This is a genomic window from Cryobacterium sp. MDB2-A-1, from assembly GCF_004402675.1.
In the GTDB taxonomy this organism is placed as follows: domain Bacteria; phylum Actinomycetota; class Actinomycetes; order Actinomycetales; family Microbacteriaceae; genus Cryobacterium; species Cryobacterium glucosi.
The window spans coordinates 101019-125921 of record NZ_SOFK01000031.1; the positions used below are offsets into that span (position 1 = coordinate 101019).

General features: G+C 66.4%; 20 protein-coding genes, 1 tRNA gene and 1 pseudogene. 20 read left to right on the forward strand and 2 right to left on the reverse strand.

Annotated features, from left to right (window positions below):
- Positions 1-9 precede the first annotated feature (9 nt).
- The 7 genes from hisS to E3O39_RS13115 all read left to right on the forward strand — a co-directional run bounded on the left by hisS (position 10) and on the right by E3O39_RS13115 (position 6792).
- Entirely contained in the window at positions 10-1287 is a 1278-nt protein-coding gene (gene hisS / locus E3O39_RS13085) for a histidine--tRNA ligase (protein ID WP_134448266.1), read from the forward strand.
- A gap of 124 nt (positions 1288-1411) precedes the next feature.
- Entirely contained in the window at positions 1412-2692 is a 1281-nt protein-coding gene (gene eno / locus E3O39_RS13090; protein ID WP_134448268.1) for a phosphopyruvate hydratase, read from the forward strand.
- A 100-nt stretch (positions 2693-2792) separates the two neighbouring features.
- Positions 2793-3266: a septum formation initiator family protein gene (locus E3O39_RS13095; RefSeq protein ID WP_134448270.1), complete on the forward strand. Its 474-nt coding sequence runs from the start codon at positions 2793-2795 to the stop codon at positions 3264-3266.
- Positions 3263-3784 carry a DUF501 domain-containing protein gene (locus tag E3O39_RS13100; protein WP_134448272.1) on the forward strand — a complete coding sequence of 174 codons (522 nt, stop codon included), beginning with the start codon at positions 3263-3265 and terminating at the stop codon, positions 3782-3784. Before E3O39_RS13095 ends, E3O39_RS13100 begins: the two co-directional genes overlap by 4 nt.
- Entirely contained in the window at positions 3781-5064 is a 1284-nt protein-coding gene (locus E3O39_RS13105) for a S8 family serine peptidase (RefSeq protein WP_241975209.1), read from the forward strand. The genes E3O39_RS13100 and E3O39_RS13105 overlap by 4 nt, the downstream gene beginning before the upstream one ends.
- Positions 5065-5101: 37 nt before the next feature.
- On the forward strand, positions 5102-6634 hold the full coding sequence (locus tag E3O39_RS13110) for an NAD(P)/FAD-dependent oxidoreductase (RefSeq protein ID WP_134448274.1): 1533 nt from the start codon (positions 5102-5104) through the stop codon (positions 6632-6634).
- Positions 6635-6716: 82 nt separating this feature from the next.
- Positions 6717-6792, forward strand: a tRNA-Leu gene (locus tag E3O39_RS13115).
- Between the two features lie 169 nt (positions 6793-6961).
- Here E3O39_RS13115 and E3O39_RS13120 read toward each other — a convergent pair.
- Positions 6962-9511: a glycoside hydrolase family 2 protein gene (locus E3O39_RS13120; RefSeq protein ID WP_134448276.1), complete on the reverse strand. Its 2550-nt coding sequence runs from the start codon at positions 9509-9511 to the stop codon at positions 6962-6964.
- A gap of 235 nt (positions 9512-9746) precedes the next feature.
- Between E3O39_RS13120 and E3O39_RS13125 the strand changes: the two genes are divergently transcribed.
- From E3O39_RS13125 to E3O39_RS13155, 8 genes are all read left to right on the forward strand, one after another.
- Entirely contained in the window at positions 9747-10181 is a 435-nt protein-coding gene (locus E3O39_RS13125; protein ID WP_134448278.1) for a VOC family protein, read from the forward strand.
- A gap of 5 nt (positions 10182-10186) precedes the next feature.
- Positions 10187-10828 carry a helix-turn-helix domain-containing protein gene (locus tag E3O39_RS13130; protein ID WP_134448280.1) on the forward strand — a complete coding sequence of 214 codons (642 nt, stop codon included), beginning with the start codon at positions 10187-10189 and terminating at the stop codon, positions 10826-10828.
- Between the two features lie 82 nt (positions 10829-10910).
- Positions 10911-11267 (forward strand): VOC family protein, encoded by a 357-nt coding sequence (locus E3O39_RS13135; RefSeq protein ID WP_134448281.1) that lies wholly within the window; start codon positions 10911-10913, stop codon positions 11265-11267.
- Between the two features lie 57 nt (positions 11268-11324).
- The gene (locus E3O39_RS13140; protein ID WP_134448283.1) at positions 11325-12212 is read left to right on the forward strand and encodes a PRD domain-containing protein; all 888 of its coding nucleotides are present in this window, start codon (positions 11325-11327) and stop codon (positions 12210-12212) included.
- Positions 12213-12413: 201 nt separating this feature from the next.
- Positions 12414-13568, forward strand: a complete 1155-nt coding sequence (locus E3O39_RS19525; RefSeq protein ID WP_241985072.1) for a PTS transporter subunit EIIC — start codon at positions 12414-12416, stop codon at positions 13566-13568.
- 66 nt (positions 13569-13634) lie between these two features.
- Positions 13635-14273 carry a PTS glucose transporter subunit IIA gene (locus E3O39_RS19530; RefSeq protein WP_241985073.1) on the forward strand — a complete coding sequence of 213 codons (639 nt, stop codon included), beginning with the start codon at positions 13635-13637 and terminating at the stop codon, positions 14271-14273.
- A 97-nt stretch (positions 14274-14370) separates the two neighbouring features.
- Positions 14371-15798 carry a glycoside hydrolase family 1 protein gene (locus E3O39_RS13150; protein ID WP_134448285.1) on the forward strand — a complete coding sequence of 476 codons (1428 nt, stop codon included), beginning with the start codon at positions 14371-14373 and terminating at the stop codon, positions 15796-15798.
- A 78-nt stretch (positions 15799-15876) separates the two neighbouring features.
- Positions 15877-16734 (forward strand): Cof-type HAD-IIB family hydrolase, encoded by an 858-nt coding sequence (locus E3O39_RS13155; protein WP_134448287.1) that lies wholly within the window; start codon positions 15877-15879, stop codon positions 16732-16734.
- 53 nt (positions 16735-16787) lie between these two features.
- On the opposite strand, the gene E3O39_RS13160 is transcribed toward E3O39_RS13155, so the two are convergent.
- Positions 16788-17801 (reverse strand): LacI family DNA-binding transcriptional regulator, encoded by a 1014-nt coding sequence (locus E3O39_RS13160; RefSeq protein WP_134448289.1) that lies wholly within the window; start codon positions 17799-17801, stop codon positions 16788-16790.
- Positions 17802-18100: 299 nt separating this feature from the next.
- Between E3O39_RS13160 and E3O39_RS13165 the strand changes: the two are divergent.
- The 5 genes and pseudogenes from E3O39_RS13165 (at position 18101) to E3O39_RS13185 (ending at position 24842) form a co-directional block, all read left to right on the forward strand.
- Positions 18101-19291, forward strand: a pseudogene (locus E3O39_RS13165) (extracellular solute-binding protein).
- A gap of 39 nt (positions 19292-19330) precedes the next feature.
- Positions 19331-20314, forward strand: a complete 984-nt coding sequence (locus E3O39_RS13170; protein WP_134448291.1) for a carbohydrate ABC transporter permease — start codon at positions 19331-19333, stop codon at positions 20312-20314.
- A complete protein-coding gene (locus tag E3O39_RS13175; protein ID WP_134448293.1) occupies positions 20314-21132 on the forward strand; it encodes a carbohydrate ABC transporter permease in 819 nt (272 codons plus the stop codon). Before E3O39_RS13170 ends, E3O39_RS13175 begins: the two co-directional genes overlap by 1 nt.
- 75 nt (positions 21133-21207) lie before the next feature.
- Positions 21208-22896 (forward strand): amylo-alpha-1,6-glucosidase, encoded by a 1689-nt coding sequence (locus tag E3O39_RS13180; RefSeq protein WP_241985074.1) that lies wholly within the window; start codon positions 21208-21210, stop codon positions 22894-22896.
- Positions 22897-22913: 17 nt separating this feature from the next.
- Positions 22914-24842, forward strand: a complete 1929-nt coding sequence (locus E3O39_RS13185) for a glycoside hydrolase family 127 protein (protein ID WP_134448297.1) — start codon at positions 22914-22916, stop codon at positions 24840-24842.
- The last annotated feature ends 61 nt before the right edge of the window (positions 24843-24903 follow it).

The following is a 24903-nucleotide window of genomic DNA, read 5'->3' on the forward strand; positions in this document are numbered from 1 at the left end:
ATGGATTCCATGGCAACACAGGTGACCCCGCCGCGCGGCATGCGCGACTTCCTCCCCGCTGAGAAGGCCGGTCGCGAGCACGCGCTCGGCGTGATCCGGCGCAGTTTCGCCGCGCACGGCTTCGACGAGATCGAGACCCCGGTCATGGAAGACTCCGCCCGGCTGCACTCCGGCCTCGGCGGCGACAACGAGAAGCTCGGCTTCGCGGTGCTCAAGCGCGGCCTCGCCCCTGCCGACGCCCTCGCCGCCGCGGAGTCCGGCGACCTGCTCGGCCTCGCCGACCTCGGCCTCCGCTTCGACCTCACCGTCCCGCTCGCCCGGTTCTACGCGACGCACCGCGCCGCCCTGCCCACGGTGTTCCGGGCGATCCAGATCGCCCCGGTCTGGCGGGCCGAACGCCCGCAGAAGGGCCGGTACCGCCAGTTCGTGCAGTGCGACATCGACATCATCGGCGAGGCGGGCCCGCTCGCCGAGATCGAACTCATCACGGCGACGATGGCCGCCCTCGACGCCCTCGGCCTCACCGGCTGCTCGGTGCGCATCAACGACCGCCGCATCCTCACCGCCCTGCTCGCGTACTGGCAGGTCCCTGCGGATCTGTTCGAGCGGGCCCTGATCACGATCGACAAGCTCGACAAGATCGGCGTCGACGGCGTCGTCACCGAACTCGACGGCCTCGGCATCCCCACCGACGGCATCGCGGAGACCCTCCGCTCGATCGCCTCCGCCGGCTGGGACCTGCTCGGCTCGGCCGGCGAGCCCGATGCGTCCGCAGCACCCGCCTGGCTCGACCCGGTCGCATACGCCGACCTGCTCGCCCTCCGCGACGCGCTCCCCGGCGCCGACCTCGTCTTCGACCCGACGCTCGTGCGCGGCATGGGCTACTACACCGGCACGATCTTCGAGATCGCGCACCCCGATCTCGGCTACTCGCTCGGCGGCGGCGGCCGGTACGACGGCATGATCGGCCGATTCCTCGGCGTCGACGTTCCCGCGTGCGGCTTCTCGATCGGCTTCGAACGCATCGTCGACCTGCTCGGCGGCACCGGCGCATCCGCCGAGAACGCCGTTGTGCTCATTCACGAGAAGGACGCGGCTCCCGGCCGCCTCGTCGCCCTGAAGACCGCACTCGTCGCCGAGGGCCTGCGGGTGCGGCTCGAGCACCGCACCAAGAACCTCAAGGCCCTGCTCGGTCGCGCCGCCGAGGCGGGCTATGGGCGGTACGCCTTCGTCACCGATGAAACAGCGGATGCCGCGACGCTCGACTTCCGCCCGCTCGCGGGCTGATTCCCGCGCTCGGAGCCTCCGTCGCTAGACTGTTACATGATTGGAACACAGTGTCGTCTTCCTGCACGTTCCCCCCATACCAACACCCCACCCATTAGGAAATAACAGGAAACAGGAGATAGCTGTGGCTCTCATTGAGGCAGTAGTAGCGCGCGAGATTCTCGACTCCAGAGGCAACCCGACCGTCGAGGTCGAGGTATTGCTTGATGACGGCTCCGTAAGCCGTGCCGCCGTTCCGTCGGGCGCATCCACCGGTGCGTTCGAAGCTTATGAACTTCACGACGGCGACAAGTCGCGTTACCTCGGCAAGGGCGTCCTCAAGGCCGTCGACGCCGTTATCGACGAGCTCGGCCCGGCAGTCGAGGACCTCGACGCCACCGACCAGCGCATCGTCGACGCCGTACTTATCGAAACCGACGGCACCGAGAACAAGCACCGCGTCGGCGCCAACGCCATCCTCGGCGTGAGCCTGGCCGTCGCCAAGGCCGCAGCCACCTCGGCCGGCCTGCCCCTGTTCCGCTACCTCGGTGGCCCGAACGCGCACACCCTTCCGGTCCCGATGATGAACATCATCAACGGTGGCTCGCACGCCGACAACGACGTGGACATCCAGGAATTCATGGTTGTCCCGCTCGGTGCCGAGTCCTTCGCCGAGGGCCTCCGCTGGGGCACCGAGACGTACCACGCCCTGAAGGCCCTGCTCAAGTCGAAGGGCCTCTCCACCGGCCTCGGCGACGAGGGTGGATTCGCTCCGAACCTCCCGAGCAACCGTGCGGCACTCGACCTCATCGTCGAAGCCATCACCAACGCCGGCTACACGCCCGGCAAGGACATCGGCCTGGCACTCGACTGCGCCGCGTCCGAGTTCTACAAGGACGGCGTCTACCACTTCGAGGGCAAGGAACTTTCTGCCCAGGAGCTGTCCGCGTACTACGTCGACCTCGTCAAGTCCTACCCGCTCGTGTCGATCGAAGACCCGCTCGAGGAAGACGACTGGGATGGCTACGTGCACCTCACCGCCGAAATCGGCGGCCTCGTGCAGATCGTCGGAGACGACCTGTTCGTGACCAACCCGGAGCGTCTTGCCAAGGGCCTGGCCCTCGGCACGGCCAACTCGATCCTCGTCAAGGTCAACCAGATCGGTACCCTCACCGAGACGCTCGACGCCGTTGCCCTCGCGCAGCGCGCCGGCTACACGACCGTCATCTCGCACCGCTCCGGTGAGACCGAAGACACCTTCATCGCCGACCTCGCGGTCGCGACGGATGCCGGCCAGATCAAGACCGGAGCGCCTGCCCGCTCCGAGCGCGTTGCCAAGTACAATCAGCTGCTGAGGATCGAAGAAGAGCTGGGCGAGGCCGCCGTGTACGCGGGCCGCTCTGCCTTCCCCCGTTTCAAGGCCTAGTTTCGACTGGAGCTCTCGAAGCGCGGGGTGAATCCCGCGCTTCGAGAGCTCTGTTTTTTATCCGGTGAGAACCGGCGAGGATCCGGCGAAAGGAGTTGCCATGGCCGCGAAACGCACTGAACGGCAGCCCGTCGCGCTCGGCCTCGACGAGACCCCGATGAGTGGCTGGCTTCGCGGCCTGCGCCTGTCCGGGTTCTCGCTCATGATGATGGGCATCCTCATCCTCGCGGTCGTCGTGCTCGCCCCCGGCCTCCGCACCTACGGTGAGCAGCAGCAGGAAATCAGCCGGCTCACCGCCGACGTGTCTGCCCAGCAGACCACCGTCGACCAGCTCAAGACCGAGCGGGAGCGCTGGAACGACCGCACCTACGTCACGACCCAGGCCCGCGCCCGGCTGTCCTATGTGCTGCCGGGCGACGTGAGCTTCCTCGTGATCAACGACCTGCCGCTGCCGGCCGCCGCTGCAGCCGCGCCCGCCGCGACCACGGCCATCCAGAACACCGACATCGATTGGGTATCGTCCATGTTCGCTTCCGTCATGACCGCCGGCCTCGCCCCCCAGGCCACCCAGTGACCCGGCCGCCGTTCGCGCCCGTCACCGCCGACGACCTGAAGATCGTCAGCGCACAGCTCGGCCGCCCGGCCCGCGACGCCGTCGGTATCGCGGCGCGCTGCGTGTGCGGAGCTCCCACCGTCGTCGCCACCGCACCCCGGCTGAGCGACGGCACGCCGTTCCCCACTCTCTACTACCTGACCCACCCGGCCGCGACCGCTGCGCTCTCCTTCCTCGAGGCGACCCAGGTGATGAACGAGTTCAACCAGCTGCTCGCCGACGATGAGGCCGTCCACGACCAGTACCGCCGCGCCCACGCGGGATTCCTCGCCGATCGCGCCATGCTCGGCGACGTACCCGAGATCGCCGGCATCTCCTCCGGCGGCATGCCCGACCGGGTCAAGTGTCTGCACGCCCTCGCCGCACACTCGCTCGCCGCAGGCCCGGGCGTCAACCCGATCGGTGACCTCGCGCTCGCGCGGGCAGCCTGGACCCCGGCCGTCTGCGAGTGCCTCGACTATTCCGCGGCGGACGCGTGACCCGTTCCCTGCTGCAGCGGCGCCTCGGCGCCGCGCTCGCGGTGGCGCTGACCATTGTTCTGGGAGGCGCCTCCGTCGTCGGCGACGCGGCACCCGCGCACGCCGACCAGGTGCGCGACCTCGAATACTGGCTCAACGACTACGGTTTCACGCAGGCCTGGGCGACGACCAAGGGCGCCGGCGTGACGGTCGCCGTGATCGACACCGGGGTGAGCACGAGCGTCCCCGAACTCGCCGGCGCCGTCGTCGGTGGCACGGATGTCTCGGGCCTGGGCTCGAGTAACGGCCAGACCCCCGTGGGGGACGGCAGCGAGCACGGCACCCTGGTCGCCTCCCTGATGGCTGGCCGCGGTTCCGCGGACGGGACAGGAGTCATCGGCGTGGCACCCGAGGCGTCCATTCTCGCGGTGTCGGTCGCGTTCGGGAGCAGCGGCGCAAAGCTCAGCAACGACGACCAGATCGCGGCAGGCATCCGCTGGGCCGTCGACCACGGCGCCGACGTGATCAACATGTCGCTGACCCGGAACACCCTGGACTGGCCGTCGAGCTGGGACGACGCCTTCCTGTACGCGTTCCAGCATGACGTCGTCGTCGTGGCCGCGGCCGGAAACCGGGGGAGCGGCACCACGGAGGTCGGCGCCCCGGCGACGATCCCCGGCGTGCTCACCGTCGGGGGCGTCGATCGCAACAAGACCGCGAGCTTCGACGCCTCCTCACAGGGCATCACGATCGCCGTCGCCGCCCCGAGCGAACAACTCGTCGGCGTGGTGCCGAACGGCGGGTACGTGCAGTGGAGCGGCACGAGCGCCTCCGCCCCGATCGTCTCCGGCCTCGTCGCCCTCGTGCGCGCCGCCTACCCGAAGCTCAACGCCGCCGAGGTGATGAACCGGGTGATCGCGACCGCCAACCCGAACGGCCACGTCGTCCCCAGCCCCGTCTACGGCAACGGCCTGATCGACGCGGCCGCCGCGGTCACCGCGTCCGTGGCGCCCTCGACGTCTCCGACGCCGACGGCCCTGCTCCAGGACTGGATTCACCTGCACCGGCGCATCGACACCGTCCCGACAGCCGCGCCGACGGCCGCACCCGTTGCCCGCGCCGTGCCGAGCAGCGACCCGCCGCTGCCGACCGACACCGCCGCGAGTCCCTGGCTGCCGACCGAGCTGACCCTGACCTATATCACCGTTCCGCTTCTCGTTCTGTTGGGGTTTGCTATCCTAGTAACGCTGTTCGGCATAGGTGCTCTTCGGCGGCTCAAGCGAAATCGATCGAATCGGTAAGTTTTCGCATATTCCATCATGTAGGAGGACCCTTATCGTGCCAAAAATTCTCATTGTCGGTGGCGGCTACGCGGGCTTCTACACCGCCTGGAAGCTTGAGAAGTGGCTGCGAAAAGGCGAGGCCGAGGTCACCATGGTCGACCCCCTCCCGTACATGACCTACCAGCCCTTCCTCCCCGAGGTTGCCGCCGGCTCGATCGAAGCCCGCCACGCCGTGGTCGCGCACCGTCGCCACCTCTCGAAGACGAACGTCGTCACCGCGAAGGTCACCCACATCGACCACGCGTCGAAGACCGCGACGATCACCCCGCCGGTCGGCGAGCCGTATGAGTTCAACTACGACATCGTCGTCGTCACCGCAGGAGCCGTCTCGCGCACCTTCCCGATCCCCGGGGTCGCCGACCAGGCGCTCGGACTCAAGACCATCGAGGAAGCCGTCGCCATCCGCGACACCGTGCTCACCAACTTCGACAAGGCCTCCCTGCTCCCCGCCGGACCCGAGCGCGACCGCCTGCTCACCTTCGTCGTCATCGGCGGCGGCTTCGCCGGCATCGAGGTCTTCGCCGAACTGCGCTCGTTCGCGACCTCGCTGCTCAAGTCCTACCCGCAGATCGGGTTCGACGACATCCAGTTCCACCTCGTCGAGGCGATGGGCCGGATCATGCCAGAGGTGTCCGTGCCGACGAGCCTCTGGGTCATCGACAACCTCGACAAGCGCGGTGCGAAGATCCACCTCAACACCCAGCTGACGAGCGCCGTCGACGGTGTCGTCGAGCTCTCCACCGGCGAGAAGTTCGAGACCGACCTGATCGTCTGGACTGCTGGCGTGATGGCGAACCCCGGCATCGTGCGTCACACCGACCTCCCCATCGAGGAGCGCGGCCGCCTGCAGGTGCGCCCCGACCTCCGCGTCGGCACCGCAGACGAGATCATCGAAGACGCCTGGGGCGCCGGCGACATCACCGCCGTCCCCGACCTCAGTGGCGGGGGAGTGGGCGGCTTCTGCGTTCCCAACGCCCAGCACGCCGTGCGTCAGGGCAAGCTCATGGCCAAGAACATCGTCGCCGTCCTCCGCGGCGAGGGCCCCAAGGACTACATCCACAAGAACCTGGGCGCCGTCGCCGGTCTCGGTGTCGGACAGGGTGTCTTCCAGTCCGGCAAACTGGCCATCAAGGGCCCGCTGGCCTGGATCGCGCACCGCGGCTACCACGGCCTCGCCATGCCGAGCTGGGAGCGCAAGCTGCGCGTCGTCTGGGGCTGGGTGAACAACTTCTTCCTCGGTCGCGACATCGTGTCCCTCGCCGCCGTCGAGACCCCGCGCGCCGTGTTCGTCGAGTTCGCCTCCCGCCCGAAGCCCGCCGCGGGTGCCGCGGCGCCGGCGAAGGCCGCATCCGCTGCGGTCACGCCCCCGGCACCGGTCACCGTGCCGGCAGCGGCTGCCGCGGCAGCCCCCGCCGCCAAGGTCACGGCGCCCCGCGCGCCGCGCAAGACGCCGGTCAAGGCTCCCGCCGCCGCACCGGCGATCGTGGCAGCGGATGCCGCGACCGAGGCGACCACGCCCGTCAAGTAAGCGGCTGCTCCGGCAGCACCTACGCTTGAAGCGTCGGAGTCTGTTCGGACTGAGTTCGCTCAGCCCGGATGTACTCGGACGCGCCCCCGTAGCCCAATGGCAGAGGCAGACGACTTAAAATCGTCACAGTCTGGGTTCGAGTCCCAGCGGGGGCACCATCATCCGGCACTGGACGTCCGCCTGATTCCGCGGACGTTCGTCGTCTGGAGGGTCCGCTCGGGGCTCCTGTGCGCACTGGCGCTTAGGCGAGTGTTGCCCAGGTCATCCCGCAGACGGGCTCACTCAGACCGGATTCCTGCACGGCGGCAGTCCTCCTCGTCGGCGGGATCACGGCCGCACAAGCTGGTTCGCGCTGCGCAGCACCGTCGGTGCCGTCAGGGTCGCACGGTCCAGCTCGACAGTGGAGCGGATGCTGAACACCGCACTTTCACCCGGGAGCATCGTGATCAGCATGTCGTCGACCCGGGCGGACGGGTCCACCTTGTCCACCAGTACGGCAAGATCACGGGTGAGCGTTGTGGCCGTCACCGTGAGCAGGTAGCCGTCCACAACCCGTTCGAGCGACGAGGACAGGCACGGCGCACCGAGCCGGGTATCGCGGGGCTCGGCGAAGAACCAGTGGCCACGCACCCCGGTGAGCTCGGCCCGGAGGAGTTCCGCTGCCGCATCCGTTGTCGCGGACACGGATACGGGCAGAGGCACGGTCACCGTGGACCGCGCGGGCAGGGTGACCCGTTCCGCGTGCTCGGCCAGCACGATTCCCGCGTCTGTGAGGCGTCGGACGATGAGCTCGCCCGACCAGGGTGAAGCCTCGTCGTTGACGACGACCGCGGCCAGCGTTCCCCCCGCGCGCGGTTGAATGGTCACCAGTCTGTCGGCGTAGGCGTGGCGGATCGCGTAGAGCAGCGGCTTGGGCCGCCCATAGCCGTCGACGGCCGCCCAGGACGTGACCGGCCAGCAGTCGTTGAGCTGCCAGACGACGCTGCCCATGCAGTGCGGTTGCAGGGAACGGAAGTGTTCGATGGCGGTGCCGATGGCGTTGGCCTGGTTGAGCGACATCGCCCAGTGCCAGTCGTCGATGTCGTCGGGCAACGGGTAGTGGGCGAGCAGGCCGTCGGTGAGCTTCACGTTGCCCTCCATCGCCTTCTGGTGCACCAGCATGCCGGGGGACTCGGGAGTGAGCGGGGAGTCGCTGATCGATGCGCGCATGGTCGACCAGGTCGGTGGGCCCTGCCAGCCGAATTCCGCTACGAAGCGGGGCGTGTACTCACGGTAGGCGGGGTAGTCGCGCTGGTTCCACAGGTCCCAGATGTGCATCGTGCCGTTGTTCGCATCGTTCGGCGTGAGTGTTCCGTCACGGCCGAGACCGTCGATGCCGCCCGGGGTGAACGGGCTTCCCGGCGTGTACCCGATGTGCGGCGCCAGTTCGGCCACGATGCGCGGGAAGAGCTCGTAGTAGTAGCCCGCGCCCCAGGTCTTGCCATCCAGACGCTTCTTCCAGTTCCACTCCTCGTGGCCCCAGAGGTTCTCGTTGTTGCCGTTGAGCACGATCAGCGATGGGTGCGACGCCAGCCTGGCCACGTTGTCGCGGGCCTCCGCTTCGATCTCGCCGAACAGGGGCGCCTCTTCGGAGTAGGCGGCGCAGGCGAGAAGGAAGTCCTGCCACGTGAGCATGCCGCGGTCGTCGCAGAGCTCGAAGAAGTCGTCGGCCTCGAAGATGCCGCCGCCCCAGACCCGGAGCAGGTTGATGTTGGCGAATTCGGCCTGCTCGATGCGGTCCCGGTACCGGTCCCGGTCGACCCGGTGCGGAAAGGAGTCGTCGGGGATCCAGTTGGCCCCGCGAACGAAGACCGGGTGCCCGTTGACGGCGATCGTGAACGGTGTCCCTGTGGCATCCGGCTCGGTGTCGAACGACACGGTACGGAAGCCCACGCGCCGGTGTGCCGAATCGAGTTCGAGTGCTTCGGCGTCGTCCGCGCCCGAATCGTGCAACGTCACGTCGACGGCATAGAGCGGCTGCTCGCCGTAGCCCCGCGGCCACCACCGCGACACCTCGGCAACCTGCAGCGTCACGACCGCGCTCGTCTGGCCCGCGTTCAGAGTGGCCGAGCCGGTCACGCCTCCGACGGATGCCGTCACGATGAGATCTGCGTCGCTCGCCCGGGCGACCTCGACGTGCACGGCGACCGTGCCCGAGTGCCGGGCCGTCCCGTCTGCCCGGACAAGGGTGTCCACGGTGGCGATCGGGCGCACGGACTCGATCCGCGCCGTCGCCCAGCATTCGAGGGCGACCGGGCGCCAGATGCCCGATGTGCTCGTGTCGATGCCCCAGTCCCAGCCGAAGCTGCAGGCCATCTTGCGGATCGCGTTGTACGGGTGGTGGTTCACGTGCGGGCGATAGCCGAGTTCGAGGCTGGCGGCATCCGCGGCCCGGATCGGAGAGGAGAACGTGACGGCGAGCTCGTTCAGGCCGGCGCGCAGATGGGTGCGCAGGTCGAATCGGTAACGGCGGTGCATATTCCTGGTCACGCCGATCCGGTGGCCGTTGAGTTCAACCGTCGCGATCGTGTCGAGACCGTCGAAGACGATCTCGCTCTGGGTGCTGCTGTTCGGCTGCCAGACGAAGGTCGTCGTGTATCGCCAGTCGGTGAGTCCGATCCAGCCGAGCAACTGCTCATTGCCGTCGAGGTACGGGTCGGGGATGAGGCCCGCGGCGAGGAGGTCGGTGTGCACCGACCCGGGAACGCTTGCCGGAATTGTGTGCTGGCGCACGGCCCGGGGGACAGGGCCGTCGAGCGCGGTGACGGTCCAGTCGGCGAGGAGGCGTCGGATCGGGTGACTCGTGGGCACGACGGCCTGGATGGTGGTGTCAGTCATGATGTGGCGGCAGCGACCCGACGACGCCCGGATGGGTGAAATCAGGAATCTGAAATCCGGGCGAGATCGTCATATCGCCTACGTTACGACACGACGCCGCCACCCCGGTAGACCGGGGTGCGCTGGGGCGGGCTGAGCGCTCGCGTCCGGAAGGGCACGACAGAGGCCTTGACAGCACACTTGTTTTTTGCAAGTATGACGTCAGTCCACATGGGAACCTCTACAAGGAGACACGATGACCGCGATGTTCGTCAACCTGCCGGTGACCGACCTGGAGCGCGCAAAGGCGTTCTACACGGCGCTCGGATTCACCATCAACCCGGCCTTCTCGGACCACAACGCGGCCTGCGTCGTCGTCGAAGAAGACCACAGCTACTTTATGATCCTTGTCCGCGAGTACTTTCAGACCTTCACCGACCTTCCGATCGGAGATCCGGCCGTGAACCCCTCCGTGTCGACCGCGATCTTCCTGGACAGTCGCGAGGCGGTCGACAAGGCCGTCACCGACGGCGTCGCCGCTGGAGGCTCTGAGCCCAAACCGGCCTCGGACTACGGCTTCATGTACCAGCGCCAGCTGAACGACCCCGACGGCAACTTCCTCGAGTTCGGCTGGATGGACCCGGTAGCAGCCGCTCAGGGCCCCGAAGCCTTCGCGAATCAGCAGGACTGAGGTCGATGGCCGCACGCGACTATGGTCAATACGGTGGCGTCACGCGAGGCCTGGAGCTTGTGGGAGAGCGCTGGGCCCTGCTCATCGTCCGCGACCTGCTCGTCGGGCCGCGGCGCTACGGCGAACTCGCCGGGGGACTCGCTCGGATCCCGAGCAACATCCTGGCCGCACGGCTGAAGGAGCTGCAGGCGGCGGGCATCATCCGACGGGTGCCTCATTCGCGCGTCATCGTCTACGAGCTGACGCCGTACGGCCGCGAGCTCGAGCCCGTGGTGCTCGCACTCGGGGCGTGGGGATTCAAATCCCTGGGCGATCCGCGGGAGGAGCAGGTCATCACCCCTGACGCCATGACGATGGACCTCCGGACCGCGTTTCGTCCGCAGGTCGCGGAGCAGCTCCCGGCGACCGCGTACGCAGCGCGGTTCGGTCATGCCGAGCTTCTGATCCGGGTTGACGGCTCCACCCTCGATGTGACGCGCGGTGATGGGCCCGTCGACCTCGCCTTCGCCGCTGGTCCGGGCATCCGCCGGCTCATTTCCGGTGAGCTCGGCCCGGAGCGCGCGATCGAGACCGGGGTCGTCGAGGTGCTGCGTGGTCGCCGTGCCCTCCTCGGTCGCTTCGCGAGCACGTTTCACCTGGCCGCCTGAGCCGAGCGCGGTACCGCTATGGCTGCACCCGGAATGCCCTGCGTCTGGACCTGGGGTCGCGGCCCGGCGTAGTGTGTCCGGCATGTCGCTGTTCTGGGAAGAAGTCGTCGTCGATTGTCGCGACCCGAAGGGGCTCGGGCGATGGTGGCAGGAGGCTCTCGGCTGGATCGTGGTCGGCGAGAGCGACGACGAGCTCGAACTCGCCGCGGCCGAGGGTGCGCACCCGACCCTGCTGTTCGGCGCTGTCCCCGAGGGAAAGACCGTGAAGAACCGGCTCCACCTCGACTTCGTCCCCGACGACCAGGCCGCCGAGGTCGGGCGCCTGCTCGGCCTCGGGGCGACCCGTGCCGATGTGGGCCAGCGAGACGTCCCATGGGTGGTCCTGGCGGACCCGGAGGGCAATGAATTCTGCGTGCTCTCGGCCCGCACGGTTGGTTAGCGCCCGTGTCCGTCGAGCAGGGCGGCCGCGAAAAGGCGAGCGCCCTAAACTAGCGTTATGGCGAGGCAAGACGGGGCAGCACGCACACCGGACAAGGTGGTGCACAAGGTGCTCAACAACAACGTCGTCATCTCGATCGACGAGTCCGGTCAGGAACGCGTGCTGATGGGACGCGGGCTGGGATTCCAACTGCTTCCCAGCGACACGATCGATCCCGCCAAGGTCGAGAAGACCTTCGTCCTCGATCAGGGCAGTGAAGCCGACCATGCCCGCCAACTCCTCGCGTCCGTGCCGTACCCGGTCATCGAAGCGGTCACGCGGGCGGTCGACGAGGCGGAACGGACCCTGGGCCGAAGCCTCGGTCGCCGATTGCCGCTCGCCATCATCGACCACATCCAATTCGTGCTCGAACGGATGCAGAAAGGCATCCGCATCCCGACGACGTCGATGCCCGAATTACGCGTCCTGCATCCGCAGGAGTTCGACGCCGCGACGGCAATGGCCCGATCGGTCAGCGCCAGCCTGGACACCGCCCTCCCGGACGAGGAAGCGGTGTTCCTCACCATGCATCTCCTCAACGCGACCAGGGACGAGCCCAATGGAACCGCGGCACTGCTCTTCCGTCGGGTGCAGCACGTGGTGACGACGGTCGAGGGCGGCCTCGGCGTGCACCTGGACACGGCGAGCCCGGACTACGCGCGGTTCATCCTGCACATCCAATTCCTCCTGCAGCGGCTGGTGGCGAAGTCGATGTTGCGCGGCTCGGACACGTCCTTCTTCGAATTCGCCAAACACAGCTACCCCCGCTCCTACGCCATCGCCGCCGACGTCAAGTCGTACGTCAGTGCCGCCACCGGCTCCGACCTCACCGACGAAGAGCTCCTGTACGTGATCGTGCACGTCGAGCGACTGGCGAACCAGATGGTGGATGGCGCCGCCACCTGATCGTGTGCTACGTTGAGACCGCAGGGCGACGACGCTCTGTGGAAGCATTTTCGGATTGTTACCGCATCAGCGGGCAAAACCTGAACTCTCATCGCCAGTACGGCGATGAATGAGTTCAGGTCTTTTTTTTGCCCAAAACACCGATTGATCGCTTCCTGAGCATGGAAGTCGCGATGTCGCGGCGGAAGGTGAATGAGACCGATGGACTACTCCAAGACCGCAGCTGCGGTCCTCAAGGGTGTGGGCGGCGAAGAAAACGTCCAGTCGCTCGTGCATTGCGCGACGCGGCTGAGATTCGTCATCAAGGACGACGCGAAGGTCGACAAGGCGGCGGTCAAGGCCACCTCCGGCGTCATCGCGACGGCCGAGGCCGGCGGTCAGTACCAGGTCGTCATCGGCAATGAGGTACCCGAGGTCTTCGCCGAGATCACGAAGATCTCGAAGCTCGGCGGCGCCTCCTCCTCCGGCGGCCAGGCCGCCCAGGACGGCCCGAAGGGCAACCTCGTCAACCGCTTCATCGCGATGATCTCGGCGATCTTCACCCCGCTGGTGTGGGCGCTCGCGGGCACCGGCCTCCTGAAGGCCTTCCTGGCGGCAGCGGTCACGTTCGCCTGGATCGACAACACGACGACGACGTACACGATCCTGAACGCACTCTCGGATGCCTTCATCAACTTCCTGCCGCTGGCGCTCGCGATCACCGCGGCGAAGTACTTCAACGCGAGCCAGTTCACGTCGCTCGCCATCGCCGGTTCCTTCGTGTACCCCTCGATCGTCGCGCTCAACGGCGTGCCGGACATCACCTTCTTCGGTATCCCGGTGACGATGGTCAGCTACGTCTCGAGCGTCATCCCGATCATCGTCATCGTGTGGTTGCAGAGTCACGGAGAGCGGTTCCTGTACGCCGCACTGCCGGCCGCGATCCGCCGATTCGTGACACCCATGATCATGGTGATCATCCTGGTACCGCTCACCTTCCTGGTGATCGGCCCGCTCTCCAACCTGATCAGCACGGGACTGGCCGGCGGTATCGGCTGGGTCTTCACGGTCGTGCCCTGGCTCGGTGGAGCCATCATGGGCGGCCTCTGGCAGGTCTTCGTCATCTTCGGCCTGCACTGGGGCTTCGTCCCGCTGATGACCGCCGAACTGCAGAGCACCGGGTTGATCTACATCACCGCGCCGCTCTTCGCCGCGGTGCTGGCACAGGCTGCGGCCGTCGCCGGGGTCTGGGTGCGCACCCGCAACTCGAACCTGAAGTCGCTCGCTGCCCCGGCCACCCTGTCGGGCTTCCTCGCCGGTATCACGGAGCCGGCCATCTACGGCGTGAACCTGCCGCTCAAGCGGCCGTTCGTCTAAGGAGTCGTCGGTGGTGTCCTCGGTGGAGCCCTGATCTCGGCCGGCGGCGTCGCCGCGAACGCCTTCGTGCTGCCCTCGCTGCTGGCGCTGCCAGCCCTGTTCGGTACCGGAAACACCGTGATGCTGATTCTGGGCCTTCTCGTCGCCATCATCGTGCCGTTCGGCCTGACCGTGATCCTCGGATTCAAGGATCCGGCCAACGATGCCGCCGCAGTCGTGGACGGCACCGACCTCGAGGTGCTGAGCCCGCTCGACGGCACCGCCGTTGCACTGAGCGAGGTTCCCGACGCCGTCTTCGCCGGCGGCGACCTCGGCAAGGGTGTTGCGATCATTCCCCGCGTCGGCGCCGTCTACGCCCCGTTCGACGCTCTCGTCGTAGCCGCATTCCCGACCGGGCATGCCATCGGGCTGCAGCACGCGGATGGAGCGGACGTGTTGATCCACGTCGGCATCGACACGGTCAAGCTCGGTGGCAAGTACTTCTCCCTGAAGGTGGAGAAGGGCCAGCAGGTCAAGGCCGGCGATCTCCTTCTCGAGTTCGACATCAACGCGATCACGGCAGCCGGATACGACATCACGACGCCGGTCATCATCACGAACCCGAAGAAGTATCCGGCCATCGGCTCACCAGCCTCGGGCCCGGTAGCGCACGGAGACCCCCTCTTCCTGGCGATCGCCGAGGAAGAACTGGCCACCGCGAAGTAAGCGAGGGCGGTTTGTACGTCCCGGTGGAGGAGCGGCTGGGCTGCTCCTCCACCGGCCATCTGCGTAATACGTAGTCAGTAGTAAAAGGAGTACACGAATGACCGATTCAACACCCGTCACATTCCCGCAGGGCTTTCTCTGGGGCGGTGCGACCGCCGCGAACCAGATCGAGGGTGCATACAACGAGGGTGGCAAAGGCCTGTCCATCCAGGACGTCATGCCGCAGGGAATCACGACGCCGCGCACCGCGGGCCCCACGGACGACAACCTCAAGCAGGTGGCCATCGACTTCTACCACCGCTATGCCGAGGACATCGCCCTGTTCGCCGACATGGGCTTCCGGACCTTCCGCTTCTCGATCGCCTGGAGCAGGATCTTCCCGCTCGGCGACGAGGCGGAGCCCAATGAGGAGGGCCTCGCGTTCTACGACCGCGTCATCGACGAATGCGAGAAGCACGGCATCGAACCGTTGGTCACCATCTCGCACTACGAGACCCCGCTGCACCTGACGGAGACCTACGACGGTTGGGTCAACCGTGACCTGATCGGATTCTACGAGCGGTACGCGCGGGTGCTCTTCGCCCGATACGGCGCCCGGGTGAAGTACTGGCTCACCTTCAACGAGATAAACTCCGTGCTGCACGCCCCGCTGTTGTCTGGCGGCATCAACACACCGAAGGACCAGCTCACCCGGACCGACCTGTATCAGGCCGTGCACAACGAGCTGGTGGCGAGTGCGCTCGCGACCAAGGCCGCCCGCGAGCTCGCCCCGTCCGCCCTGGTCGGCTGCATGATCCTCGCGATGCCGGTCTATCCGTTGTCGCCCGATCCCGACGACGTGATGGCCTCGCTCACCACCGAGCGCACCAACCTCGCCTTCGGCGACATCCACGTGCGCGGAGAATACCCGGGGTACTACCTGCGCAGCCTGCGCGACCAGGGCGTCGAACTGGTGATCACCGACGACGACCGGGCACTGCTCAAGGAGAACACCGTCGACTTCGTCTCCTTCAGCTACTACGTGAGCGTGGCGGAAACCGCCGACACATCGAATCGTGTCACGGGCGAAGGGAACATCTTCCCCGGGGTCGCCAACCCGACGCTGAAGGCATCCGAGTGGGGCTGGCAGATCGACCCGGTCGGCCTGCGCATCGTGCTGAACCAGTTCTGGGACCGCTGGCAGAAGCCGCTGTTCATCGTCGAGAACGGTCTCGGAGCGAAGGATGAGCTCGTCACGGTCGACGGCCGGAAGACCGTCATCGACGACTACCGCATCGAGTACTTCAACGATCACCTCGTGCAGGTCGGCGAGGCCGTCGCCGACGGCGTCGACGTGATGGGCTACACCTCCTGGGGGTGCATCGACCTCGTCAGCGCCAGCACGGCACAGATGAGCAAGCGGTACGGGTTCATCTACGTCGACCGCAACGATGACGGAACGGGCACCCTCGACCGTTTCAAGAAGAAGTCGTTCGACTGGTACGCCGAGGTCATCCGATCCAATGGTGCGAGCCTCACCCGATAGCGTAGAACCAAACGGGTTCGTCCCGTCGGCTGCCTCCTGGATGCACTGTCCCGGAGGCGGCCTCGTCTGGAGCAGATCATGATTTCCCCCCGCATCGCTTTCCTCGACGTCGACGGCACCCTCATCGACTCCGGCGAGGCGATCGCACCATCGTCGATCGAGGCGGTGCGCAGCGCCCGGAAGAACGGTCACCTCGTGTACCTCAGCACGGGGCGGGCGTCGGTGGAGATCTACCCGGCGATCCGGGACATCGGCTTCGACGGGGCGATCAGCGCCGGCGGCGGGTTCGCCGAAGTCGGCGGCGACGTCGTGATCTCCCGCACGATGCCCGAACCGGCGGTGGCGCGAATGGTCGGGTTCTACGAGGCCGCGGGCTACGACTTCTACCTCCAGTCCTACGACAAGCTCTACCCGAGCCCCGGGGTGCGCTCGCGCTTCGCGACCTACCTCGAGGACGACAGGGAACGAAAGGGTGATCCCCGGCCCGACCTCGCCTCCGTCACCGGGGCCGAGGAACACCCGGTCCTGAAGGCTTTCGGGGACGTGCGGCCGCTGTCATTCACGGGCATCGCCAAGTCGGTCTTCCTGGCCGGTGACCTTCGGGCCTTCGATCGAGTCTCGAACGCGCTCGGCGACGATTTCCACGTCATCACCGGCACCATTCCCCACATGGGTCGCGGCAGCGGCGAGGTGACCCTGGGCGGGGTGAACAAGGGCAGCACGATCCTGAAGTTGCTCGACCTGCTCGGCCTCGACGCGGCATCGGCCATCGGCATCGGCGACAGCAGCAACGACATCGAAATGCTCCAGGTGTGCGGTGTCGGCATCGCGATGGGCAATGCCACCGACGAGGTCAAGTCCCACGCCGACGAGGTCACCACCGCCGTGCTCGACGACGGGGTCTGGAACGCCTTCCGCCGCCATGGCCTGATCTGAGCGGATGCCGGTACCGACAGGGCGCGGCGTCGCCGGTGTGCGAAACGACGGGGTCAGAGCCGCGTCGTGGATGCGCGCGGGATGAGGCGCACCGGGACACGGTGCACTCCCGGATGCGGCTGTCCCTTGATGGCGTCGATGAGTTCGCGTGCCACCGCCCGGCCCAGCTCCTGGAGATTCATGTCGATCGTGGTGATCGGCGGGCGTGAATGCACGCTGAACAGTTCCCAGTTGTCGTAGCCGACGACGGCGACGTCCTCGGGCACGCGGAGGTTCTCATCGCGCAATTGCTCGATGGCGCCCCGGGCGATCTGGTCGCTGGCGCAGAAGATCGCGTCGAAGTGGTGCCCGGCCTCGATGAGGGCATGCACGCACTGACGGCCCCAGTCCTCGCTCCAGTCGCCGTACAGGTTCTCACCGCCGACGAGCTGCAGGCCATGCCGCTTCATCGCCTGGGTGGCGCCGGTGAGCCGTTCGACGGCCGCCGAGAAGGTGGGATCGCCGCTGATCGCGACGATACCGCGTCGGCCCCGGGAGACGAGGTGGTCGATGGCGAGGTCGGTGCCCTGGGAATTGTCCGTCGTGAATGAGGAGTCCTTCGGGTCCTGGCTGGCGGCGAACGCATAGGCGACCGGTACCGTCACCTGTTCCGTGATCGAAGGGCGGGACGTGTCACTGTCGCCCAGGACGATGATGCCGTCGACGCGTTTCGCCATGAGGGTGCGCAACTGGTGCGACTCCCGGATGGAGTCGTTCCGGGCATCCGTGAGGATGACCGACGTGGAGTCCGCACCGAAGGCGTCCTCGACGCCGAGAAGAATCGGAACGACGAACCGGTTGGCGAGGTCTGCGGTCAGGACGCCGATGGTACCCGTGATCGACGAATTGAGTGCGCGGGCGAACGGGTTGGGCGTGAAGGCGAGGCTCCGGGCCACCTCCTCGACGTGCTGCCGGGTTGCCTCGCGCACGACGGTCTTGCCGTTGAGAGCCTTGGACGCCGTCGCAATGGACACGCCGGCGGCACGCGCCACGTCGGCGAGGGTGACTGCGTCATTCGTCTTGCCCATGGTGTCCTTTCGCCTCTGAAACCGATGTCGAGGCCGGTCATTGTTCGGCCGAGTCGCGTGAAACCCTACGAGAAAAGACTGTACCCCGCGTGCCCCGCAATTCACTGACAAAAGAGACAAATTCCGATTGACGTACCGGGAAGCTCAGTGCTAGCCTCGCCCTATTGAAACTAGTTTTATTTGTTTCACAATTCTGCTCTGATATTCCTGCCCTATTCCAATGAAGGAAAAACGTGATGACAATGAAGTTCGTACGTAGCACGATGGCAGTCGCCGGGGTCGCGACCCTCGCACTGGCCATGGCCGGATGCTCGGCTGCCGGTGGCAGCTCCAGCAGTGCCGGCAGCACCGAGTACACAGTGTGGGATCCGTATCCCCAGCACGACGCCAGCTCCGACTGGGCCAAGCGCATCGATGCCTGCGGTGTCGACGCCGGCGTGACCATCAAACGTACGGCGTACGACTCCCAGTCGCTGACCAACCAGTCCCTTCTTGCCGCCCAGGAGGGCACCGCAGCCGACGTCATCCTCCTCGACAACCCGGCCGTGACGACCCTGGCAGACACTGGCGCCCTGAACGACATGGAGTCCATCGGGCTCGACACATCCGCGATCGACCCCAATCTCCTCGGGGCCGGTGTCCTCGACGGCAAGACGTACGGCATTCCCGTCGGCGCCAACACCCTCGCGCTCTATTACAACAAGGACGTCCTTGACGCGGCGGGCGTCAATCCTGCGACGGTCACGGACTGGGCCAGCCTCACCGTAGCCCTGCAGCAGGTCAAGACCGCCGGTCACAAGGGCATCACCTTCGCCGGCTTCGCGAGCGAAGAAGGAACCTTCCAGTTCCTGCCGTTCTTCTGGGGAGCCGGAGCCAACCTCAACAAGCTCGACTCGACCCAGGCGATTTCTGCGTTGACACTGTGAACCGACTGGGTCAGCCAGGGCCTCGCGCCGAACTCAGTCATCACGAATTCGCAGAACACCAACTGGGAGGAATTCCTCACCGGTGACTTCGGCTTCGCGGTGAACGGCACGTGGCAGGTCAACAGCGCAGCGAAGGCCAGCTTCAAGACCGGCTACATCACCATCCCGGCCGAGGCCGGGGGAGCGGCTCCCGCACCGACCGGCGGCGAATTCATGGTTATCCCGACCCAGAAGGACACGGCGCGCTACGACGTGTCCAAGAAGATCGTCGAATGCATGAGCACCACCGCAGGCCAGGTCAAGACCGCCGACACGTTCGCGTACTACATCCCCGCGACCACGGCAGGCCAGGCCGCCCTGCTTGTCGAACACCCGGAACTCTCGGTGTGGGTCGACGCCGTGAAGGCAGCCAAGGGGCGCACCAGCGACAACCTCGGTGCGAACTACCCGAAGATCTCAGAGCAGGTCTATACCGCCATCCAGAACGCACTGAGCGGTGCGATGACGCCCACGGAAGCGCTGAAGGAAGCCCAGACCGCTGCCGCAGCAGCTATCGCCAAGTAGACCGAAGCCTCCCACCGAGAACACGAAGGGCATCCCACCATGACCACACTTCCTGCCCGCGTCGGGGCCGCACGCCCCGACGCGGGTGGGGCGGTCGGCACATCCGCTCCACTCCCCCCGAAAAAAAGATCGAGGCGAACTTCTTTCGGCACCAGCCAGTGGGTTGCCCTGGCCTTCGTCGCCCCTCTCATCGCCTACCTCATCATCTTCTACGCGTTCCCGCTCTATCGGAACATCGAACTGAGCCTCCACGACTACACCCCGCGCGCCTTCGTGCAGGGCAATGCCGCGTTCGTCGGCATCGAAAACTATGTCGCCGTCTTCGGATCGAAAACGTTCGCCAAGGCGCTGACCAACACGGCGCTGTTCACCGTCGTCTCAATCGCGTTCCAGTTCGGCATCGGCCTCATCCTCGCCGTCTTCTTCCGGAACAACTTCCGACTCAACGGCGTCTTGCGAGGGTTGTTCCTGGTCCCGTGGCTGCTCCCGCTGATCGTGTCCGCGTCGACCTGGTCGTCCATGATGAACTCGGACAACGGGGTGATCAACTCGGCCCTCAGCGTGATCGGGGTCGCACCCGTGAACTGGCTGACCTCGCCCGATCTGGTGCTTGCCTCCGTGATCATCGCGAATATCTGGCTGGGGATCCCGTTCAACCTCGTCGTCCTCTACTCGGGTCTGCAAAACATTCCCGAAGACCTCTACGAGGCTGCCTCCCTCGATGGTGCGAACGCGTGGCAGAAATTCTGGCGGATCACCTTCCCGTTGCTGCGTCCGGTTTCGCTGATCACGATCCTGCTCGGGCTGATCTACACGCTGAAAGTCGTCGACATCATCTGGATCATGACGGCCGGCGGCCCGGGGGATTCCTCGACCACCTTCGCCACCTGGTCGTACCGGGAGGCCTTCGGAACGGGCAACCCCGACTTCAGCCCGGCTGCAGCCGTGGGCAACGTCCTGATCCTGATCGCCCTGATCTTCGGGTTCATCTATCTGCGCATTCAGAACAGGACGGAGAAATAATGTCTCATCGACGCTCCTGGTGGAAGACCGCGATCGGACTCCTCCTCACCGCTGTCATGCTCTTTCCCGTGTACTGGATGATCAACGTCTCCTTCACGAAGACAAGCGATCTGCGCGATTCACCGCCCAACCTCTTCCCATTCTCACCGACGCTCGACGGCTACACGGCGGTGCTTTCGCAGCAATTGCCATACCTCGGCACGAGTCTGCTGATCGGCCTCGGCACGGTTGTCGTCACGCTCGTCATCTCCGCGCCTGCCGGCTACGCGCTCGCCAAATTGCGCTTGCGAGGTGCGGCCCCGCTCACGTTCATCCTGCTGGTCGCGCAGATGATCCCCGGTGTCGTCATGGCGATGGGGTTCTACGCCATCTACCTGAACAGCGGACTCCTCAATACCGTCGGTGGCCTGATCCTCGCTGATTCGACGATCGCCGTTCCGTTCGGTGTCCTCCTCTTCACTGCCTTCATGTCCGGCATCCCCAACGAACTCATTCAGGCGGCCACGGTCGATGGAGCAGGACCGTGGCGCACGTTCCGGTCGATCGTCCTGCCCGTGAGCCGGAACTCCGCGATCACGGTCTCCCTGTTCGCCTTCCTGTGGGCGTGGTCCGACTTCATCTTCGCGTCGACCCTCTCCCGGAGCGGGCAATTCCTGCCGATCACCCTGGGCATCTACAAGTACATCGGCAACAACACCTCGCAATGGAACGCGATCATGGCTACCGCAGTCGTCGCGTCCATACCGGCGGCCATCCTGCTCATCGTCGCCCAGCGCTACGTCGCCGCCGGCGTGACCGCCGGCGCAGTAAAGGACTGACTCATTCCAGGCCAGAGCATCACCGTCCCCACACCCAACCCGACCTCGTCGAGGCCTGACCTGCCGGCCTTCGATGTGCGTGACATCCCCTTCAGCGCGAGGGGAGCGTGGTTCGATATCTCGCCCGTCGTCGCGCTGCACACCGTGCATCAGGACCTGCATCTGGTCTCCCACCAGAACGGAATGCACGCGGTCTTCATCCTCGTGCCGCAGGTGGACGGCGTCCGGACGCAGACGACCATCACGGCCTCGCCTGCACTCCTGTCGTGGACCGCGGCAGAAGGAAAGATCGACGCGGCCTTCGACGGGGTGGCCTGCCTGCGCATCCGCGGTCGCGGCGTCGACCTGACGATTGGCGATGCGTCGACGGGGCTGACTCCGTTCACGGGCTCCTACCTCTTCCGCGACCCGATGGACGGCGCCGCCGTCTTCACCTCCTACGAAACGGGTCGCCGCTACCGGATCACAAGCGTGCGCGGCGAGCTCGACGTGCACGGCGCCGAGGCCCTCGGTGCCCATGTCCGTGACGTCGTCGCTTCCGGAGCCGACGGCTGGGAAGTGGCGATCGAGGAGTTCGAGTCCGCCCGGCCGAGCTATCGCCCGGCTCTCTCATTCGACCAGGTCGTCCTGTCGACCCGCCAGGACTTCGCGGGGTACCTGGACCGTGTGGCGGGCTGGAGCGACGCGCGCACGCCGACCGCCGCGCTCGCCGGCTACGTGATGTGGTCGGCGACGGTTCGCCCGCTCGGCTTCCTCGAGCACGAATCCATCCTGATGTCCAAGCACTGGATGGACAAGGTCTGGAGCTGGGACCACTGTTTCAACGCGCTGGCCCTGGCCCCCGGCGATCCCGGCGCTGCGCTCGGCCAGTTTCGGCTCATTTTCGACCACCAGGACTCCTCCGGCGCTCTACCCGACTCCGTGACGCACTCAGAAATCCTGTACAACTTCGTGAAGCCGCCGATTCACGGTTGGGCATTCGACAAGCTGCGCCAGCGGATGCCCGACGCCATTCCCGTGGACGTCCTGGCGGCCGTATACGACCAGTTGTCGGCCTGGACGGATTTCTGGCTCAACTCCCGGCGCATCGCCGGGCACGAGCTCGCGCACTACCAGCACGGCAATGACAGCGGTTGGGACAATTCCTCGACCTTCGACCGCGACCGCGTCATCGAGGCCCCCGACCTGGCCGCCTTCCTGATTCTGCAACTCGACACTCTCGCGCGGCTCGCCGACGAACTGGGCCGGGACGACGGAGCCAGCAGGCGCGGCCAGCGTGACTCCATGGCGACCGCCCTGCTGGCCGAGCTCTGGGATGGCGAGCACTTCGTGGCCCGCGCCCCGCTGAGCGGGCGCACGAGTTCGACGACGAGCCTCCTGAACCTGTTGACGATCGTCGCGGCGGATTTCCTGCCGATGGAGGTGCGCGGGCGTGTGGCCGATTCCATCACAGGTCATCTCACCGATTGGGGACCGGCGACCGAGCTGCCCTCATCACCGCTGTACGAATCCGACGGCTATTGGCGGGGCCCGATCTGGGCGCCCTCCACCGTGATCGTCGAAGACGGGTTGCGCAAGGCGGGCTTCGCGACACTCGCGGATACCGTCAGCGAGCGCTTTCGCCGCCTCTGCGAAAGGTCGGGGTTCGCTGAGAATTTTGACGCGCTGAGCGGCGACGGTCTCCGCGACCGTGCATACACCTGGACCGCGAGCTCCTACCTCCTGCTCGCGCACGAAGCGTTCATCCGAGCGTCCGACAACTGACCGAAAGAACACGACACATGCCTTCTCTTATCGCACCCCCGGCACTCCGCGGAGGCCCCGTGCGGCCGTCGACGAGCGCGCTGCGGGCACTCGGACCGGACGAAGTGTCTCTCACCGGGGGATTCTGGCAGGAGAAGCAAACCCTGAACTCCGAGGTTATCCTCGACCACTGCCAGCGGTGGATGGAGCGGATCGGGTGGATCGGGAACTTCGATCGCGCCGCCAACGGCGCGCTCGGCAGCGACCACGCCGGGATCGAGTTCGTCGACTCCGAAGTGTACAAATTGCTTGAGGCTCTGGCCTGGGAACTCGGACGAAAGCCCGACGCCGATCTCGAATTCAGATACCGCGCCCTGGTCGCCCGTGTCGAGTCGGCCCAGGAGGCCGACGGATACCTGCACACGAGCTTCGGGCGCTCCGGGCAACCGCCGCGCTATTCGAACCTGGAATGGGGACACGAGCTTTACTGCTTCGGGCACCTCATCCAGGCTGCCGTCGCGCGGCTACGGTCCGGTTCCGATGACGAGCTCGTGCGGGTGGCTCGGCGTCTCGCCGACCACGTCTACGACGAGTTCGGGCCGGACGGTCGTGACGCCGTCTGCGGGCATCCCGAGATCGAGGTCGCCCTCGTTGAATTCTCCCGAGCGACAGGCGAGCCGCGCTACCTCGAACTCGCCCGCATCCTCGTCGAACGTCGTGGGCGCGGCCTGCTCGTACCCGACAGGTTCGGAGCAGAGTATTTCCTCGATGACATGCCGGTGCGGGACGCCACCGTTCTCCGCGGTCATGCGGTGCGTGCGCTGTACCTGGCTTCGGGCGCCCTGGACGTGGCCGTCGAGACCGACGATTCGGCGCTCGCGAGCGCGGTGGCCGCGCAGTGGGACAACACCGTGGCCAGGCGCACGTACATCACGGGCGGCGTTGGCTCACACCATCTCGACGAAGCATTCGGCGAAGACTACGAGCTGCCGCCGGACCGCGCCTACGCGGAAACCTGTGCTGGAATCGCATCGGTGATGCTGAGCTGGCGCCTGTTGCTGCAGACCGGCGACGCCAAGTACGCGGACCTCATCGAGCGCACACTCCTCAACAACATCCTCGCCTCCCCGCGCGCCGATGGCCGGGCGTTCTTCTACACCAACACCCTTCACCAGCGCGTGGACGGTACCGTGCCGGAGGAGGATGAAATCAACGCGCGCGCGCAGTCCAGCCTTCGTGCTCCCTGGTTCGAGGTGTCGTGTTGCCCGACGAACATCGCCCGCACCCTGGCCAGCGTCAACCTGTACTTCGCAACCGCAACGGAAACCGGGGTGCAACTGCACCAATACGGCGACTATGACGTCGCGACGAATCTTGCGACCGGCCAGATCGCCCTCGAGGTGAGAACGGGCTACCCGTTCGACGGTACCGTCTCGGTTCACATCCGCGAGGCGCCGGAAGCGGAATCATCGGTCTCCCTGCGCATCCCACGGTGGGCCATCGGCCGCGCCGTCGTCACGGTCAACGGGGCACGAGTCGATTGCTCCGGATCGACGGTCACCATCAGTCGCGCCTTCCGCGCAGGTGATCAACTGACGCTCGACCTGCCGATGGCGCCGCGGGTGACCCACCCGCATCCGTCGATCGACGCGGTCCGCGGAACGGTCGCCATCGAGCGTGGCCCACTCGTGATGTGCCTGGAATCCTGCGACCTCCGGGAGGGACACGACCTCGCAGGCGTGTCCATCGACGATCGCGTCGGCCTGACCGAGACCGTGCGGGGAGCGCGGGTGCACGCGCAGTCAGCCCAATCGCCGAATCCGGACTGGCCCTATGGCCACGACGGCGGGTTCACGGCTGAGAATGCCGCCTGTGACGTCGAGCTCATTCCCTACTTCGACTGGGCGAACCGTGGCCCGTCCACGATGCGCGTCTGGCTCCCGGTCGCGACGCGCCCTGATCATTGAACCGAGTGTGATGCGAGCCCGGTGACAGCCTCGCAACGAGCCGTCGTTCTCAGCTGTTGCC

Excerpts from the sequence above, each read along its gene's own strand:
- hisS (WP_134448266.1), top strand. The coding sequence starts at position 10 with ATGGCAACACAGGTGACCCCGCCGCGCGGCATGCGCGACTTCCTCCCC.
- E3O39_RS13095 (WP_134448270.1), top strand. The coding sequence starts at position 2,793 with ATGGCCGCGAAACGCACTGAACGGCAGCCCGTCGCGCTCGGCCTCGAC.
- E3O39_RS13120 (WP_134448276.1), bottom strand. The coding sequence starts at position 9,511 with ATGACTGACACCACCATCCAGGCCGTCGTGCCCACGAGTCACCCGATC.
- E3O39_RS13125 (WP_134448278.1), top strand. The coding sequence starts at position 9,747 with ATGACCGCGATGTTCGTCAACCTGCCGGTGACCGACCTGGAGCGCGCA.
- E3O39_RS13130 (WP_134448280.1), top strand. The coding sequence starts at position 10,187 with ATGGCCGCACGCGACTATGGTCAATACGGTGGCGTCACGCGAGGCCTG.
- E3O39_RS13135 (WP_134448281.1), top strand. The coding sequence starts at position 10,911 with ATGTCGCTGTTCTGGGAAGAAGTCGTCGTCGATTGTCGCGACCCGAAG.
- E3O39_RS13140 (WP_134448283.1), top strand. The coding sequence starts at position 11,325 with ATGGCGAGGCAAGACGGGGCAGCACGCACACCGGACAAGGTGGTGCAC.
- E3O39_RS19525 (WP_241985072.1), top strand. The coding sequence starts at position 12,414 with ATGGACTACTCCAAGACCGCAGCTGCGGTCCTCAAGGGTGTGGGCGGC.
- E3O39_RS13150 (WP_134448285.1), top strand. The coding sequence starts at position 14,371 with ATGACCGATTCAACACCCGTCACATTCCCGCAGGGCTTTCTCTGGGGC.
- E3O39_RS13155 (WP_134448287.1), top strand. The coding sequence starts at position 15,877 with ATGATTTCCCCCCGCATCGCTTTCCTCGACGTCGACGGCACCCTCATC.
- E3O39_RS13160 (WP_134448289.1), bottom strand. The coding sequence starts at position 17,801 with ATGGGCAAGACGAATGACGCAGTCACCCTCGCCGACGTGGCGCGTGCC.
- E3O39_RS13170 (WP_134448291.1), top strand. The coding sequence starts at position 19,331 with ATGACCACACTTCCTGCCCGCGTCGGGGCCGCACGCCCCGACGCGGGT.
- E3O39_RS13175 (WP_134448293.1), top strand. The coding sequence starts at position 20,314 with ATGTCTCATCGACGCTCCTGGTGGAAGACCGCGATCGGACTCCTCCTC.
- E3O39_RS13185 (WP_134448297.1), top strand. The coding sequence starts at position 22,914 with ATGCCTTCTCTTATCGCACCCCCGGCACTCCGCGGAGGCCCCGTGCGG.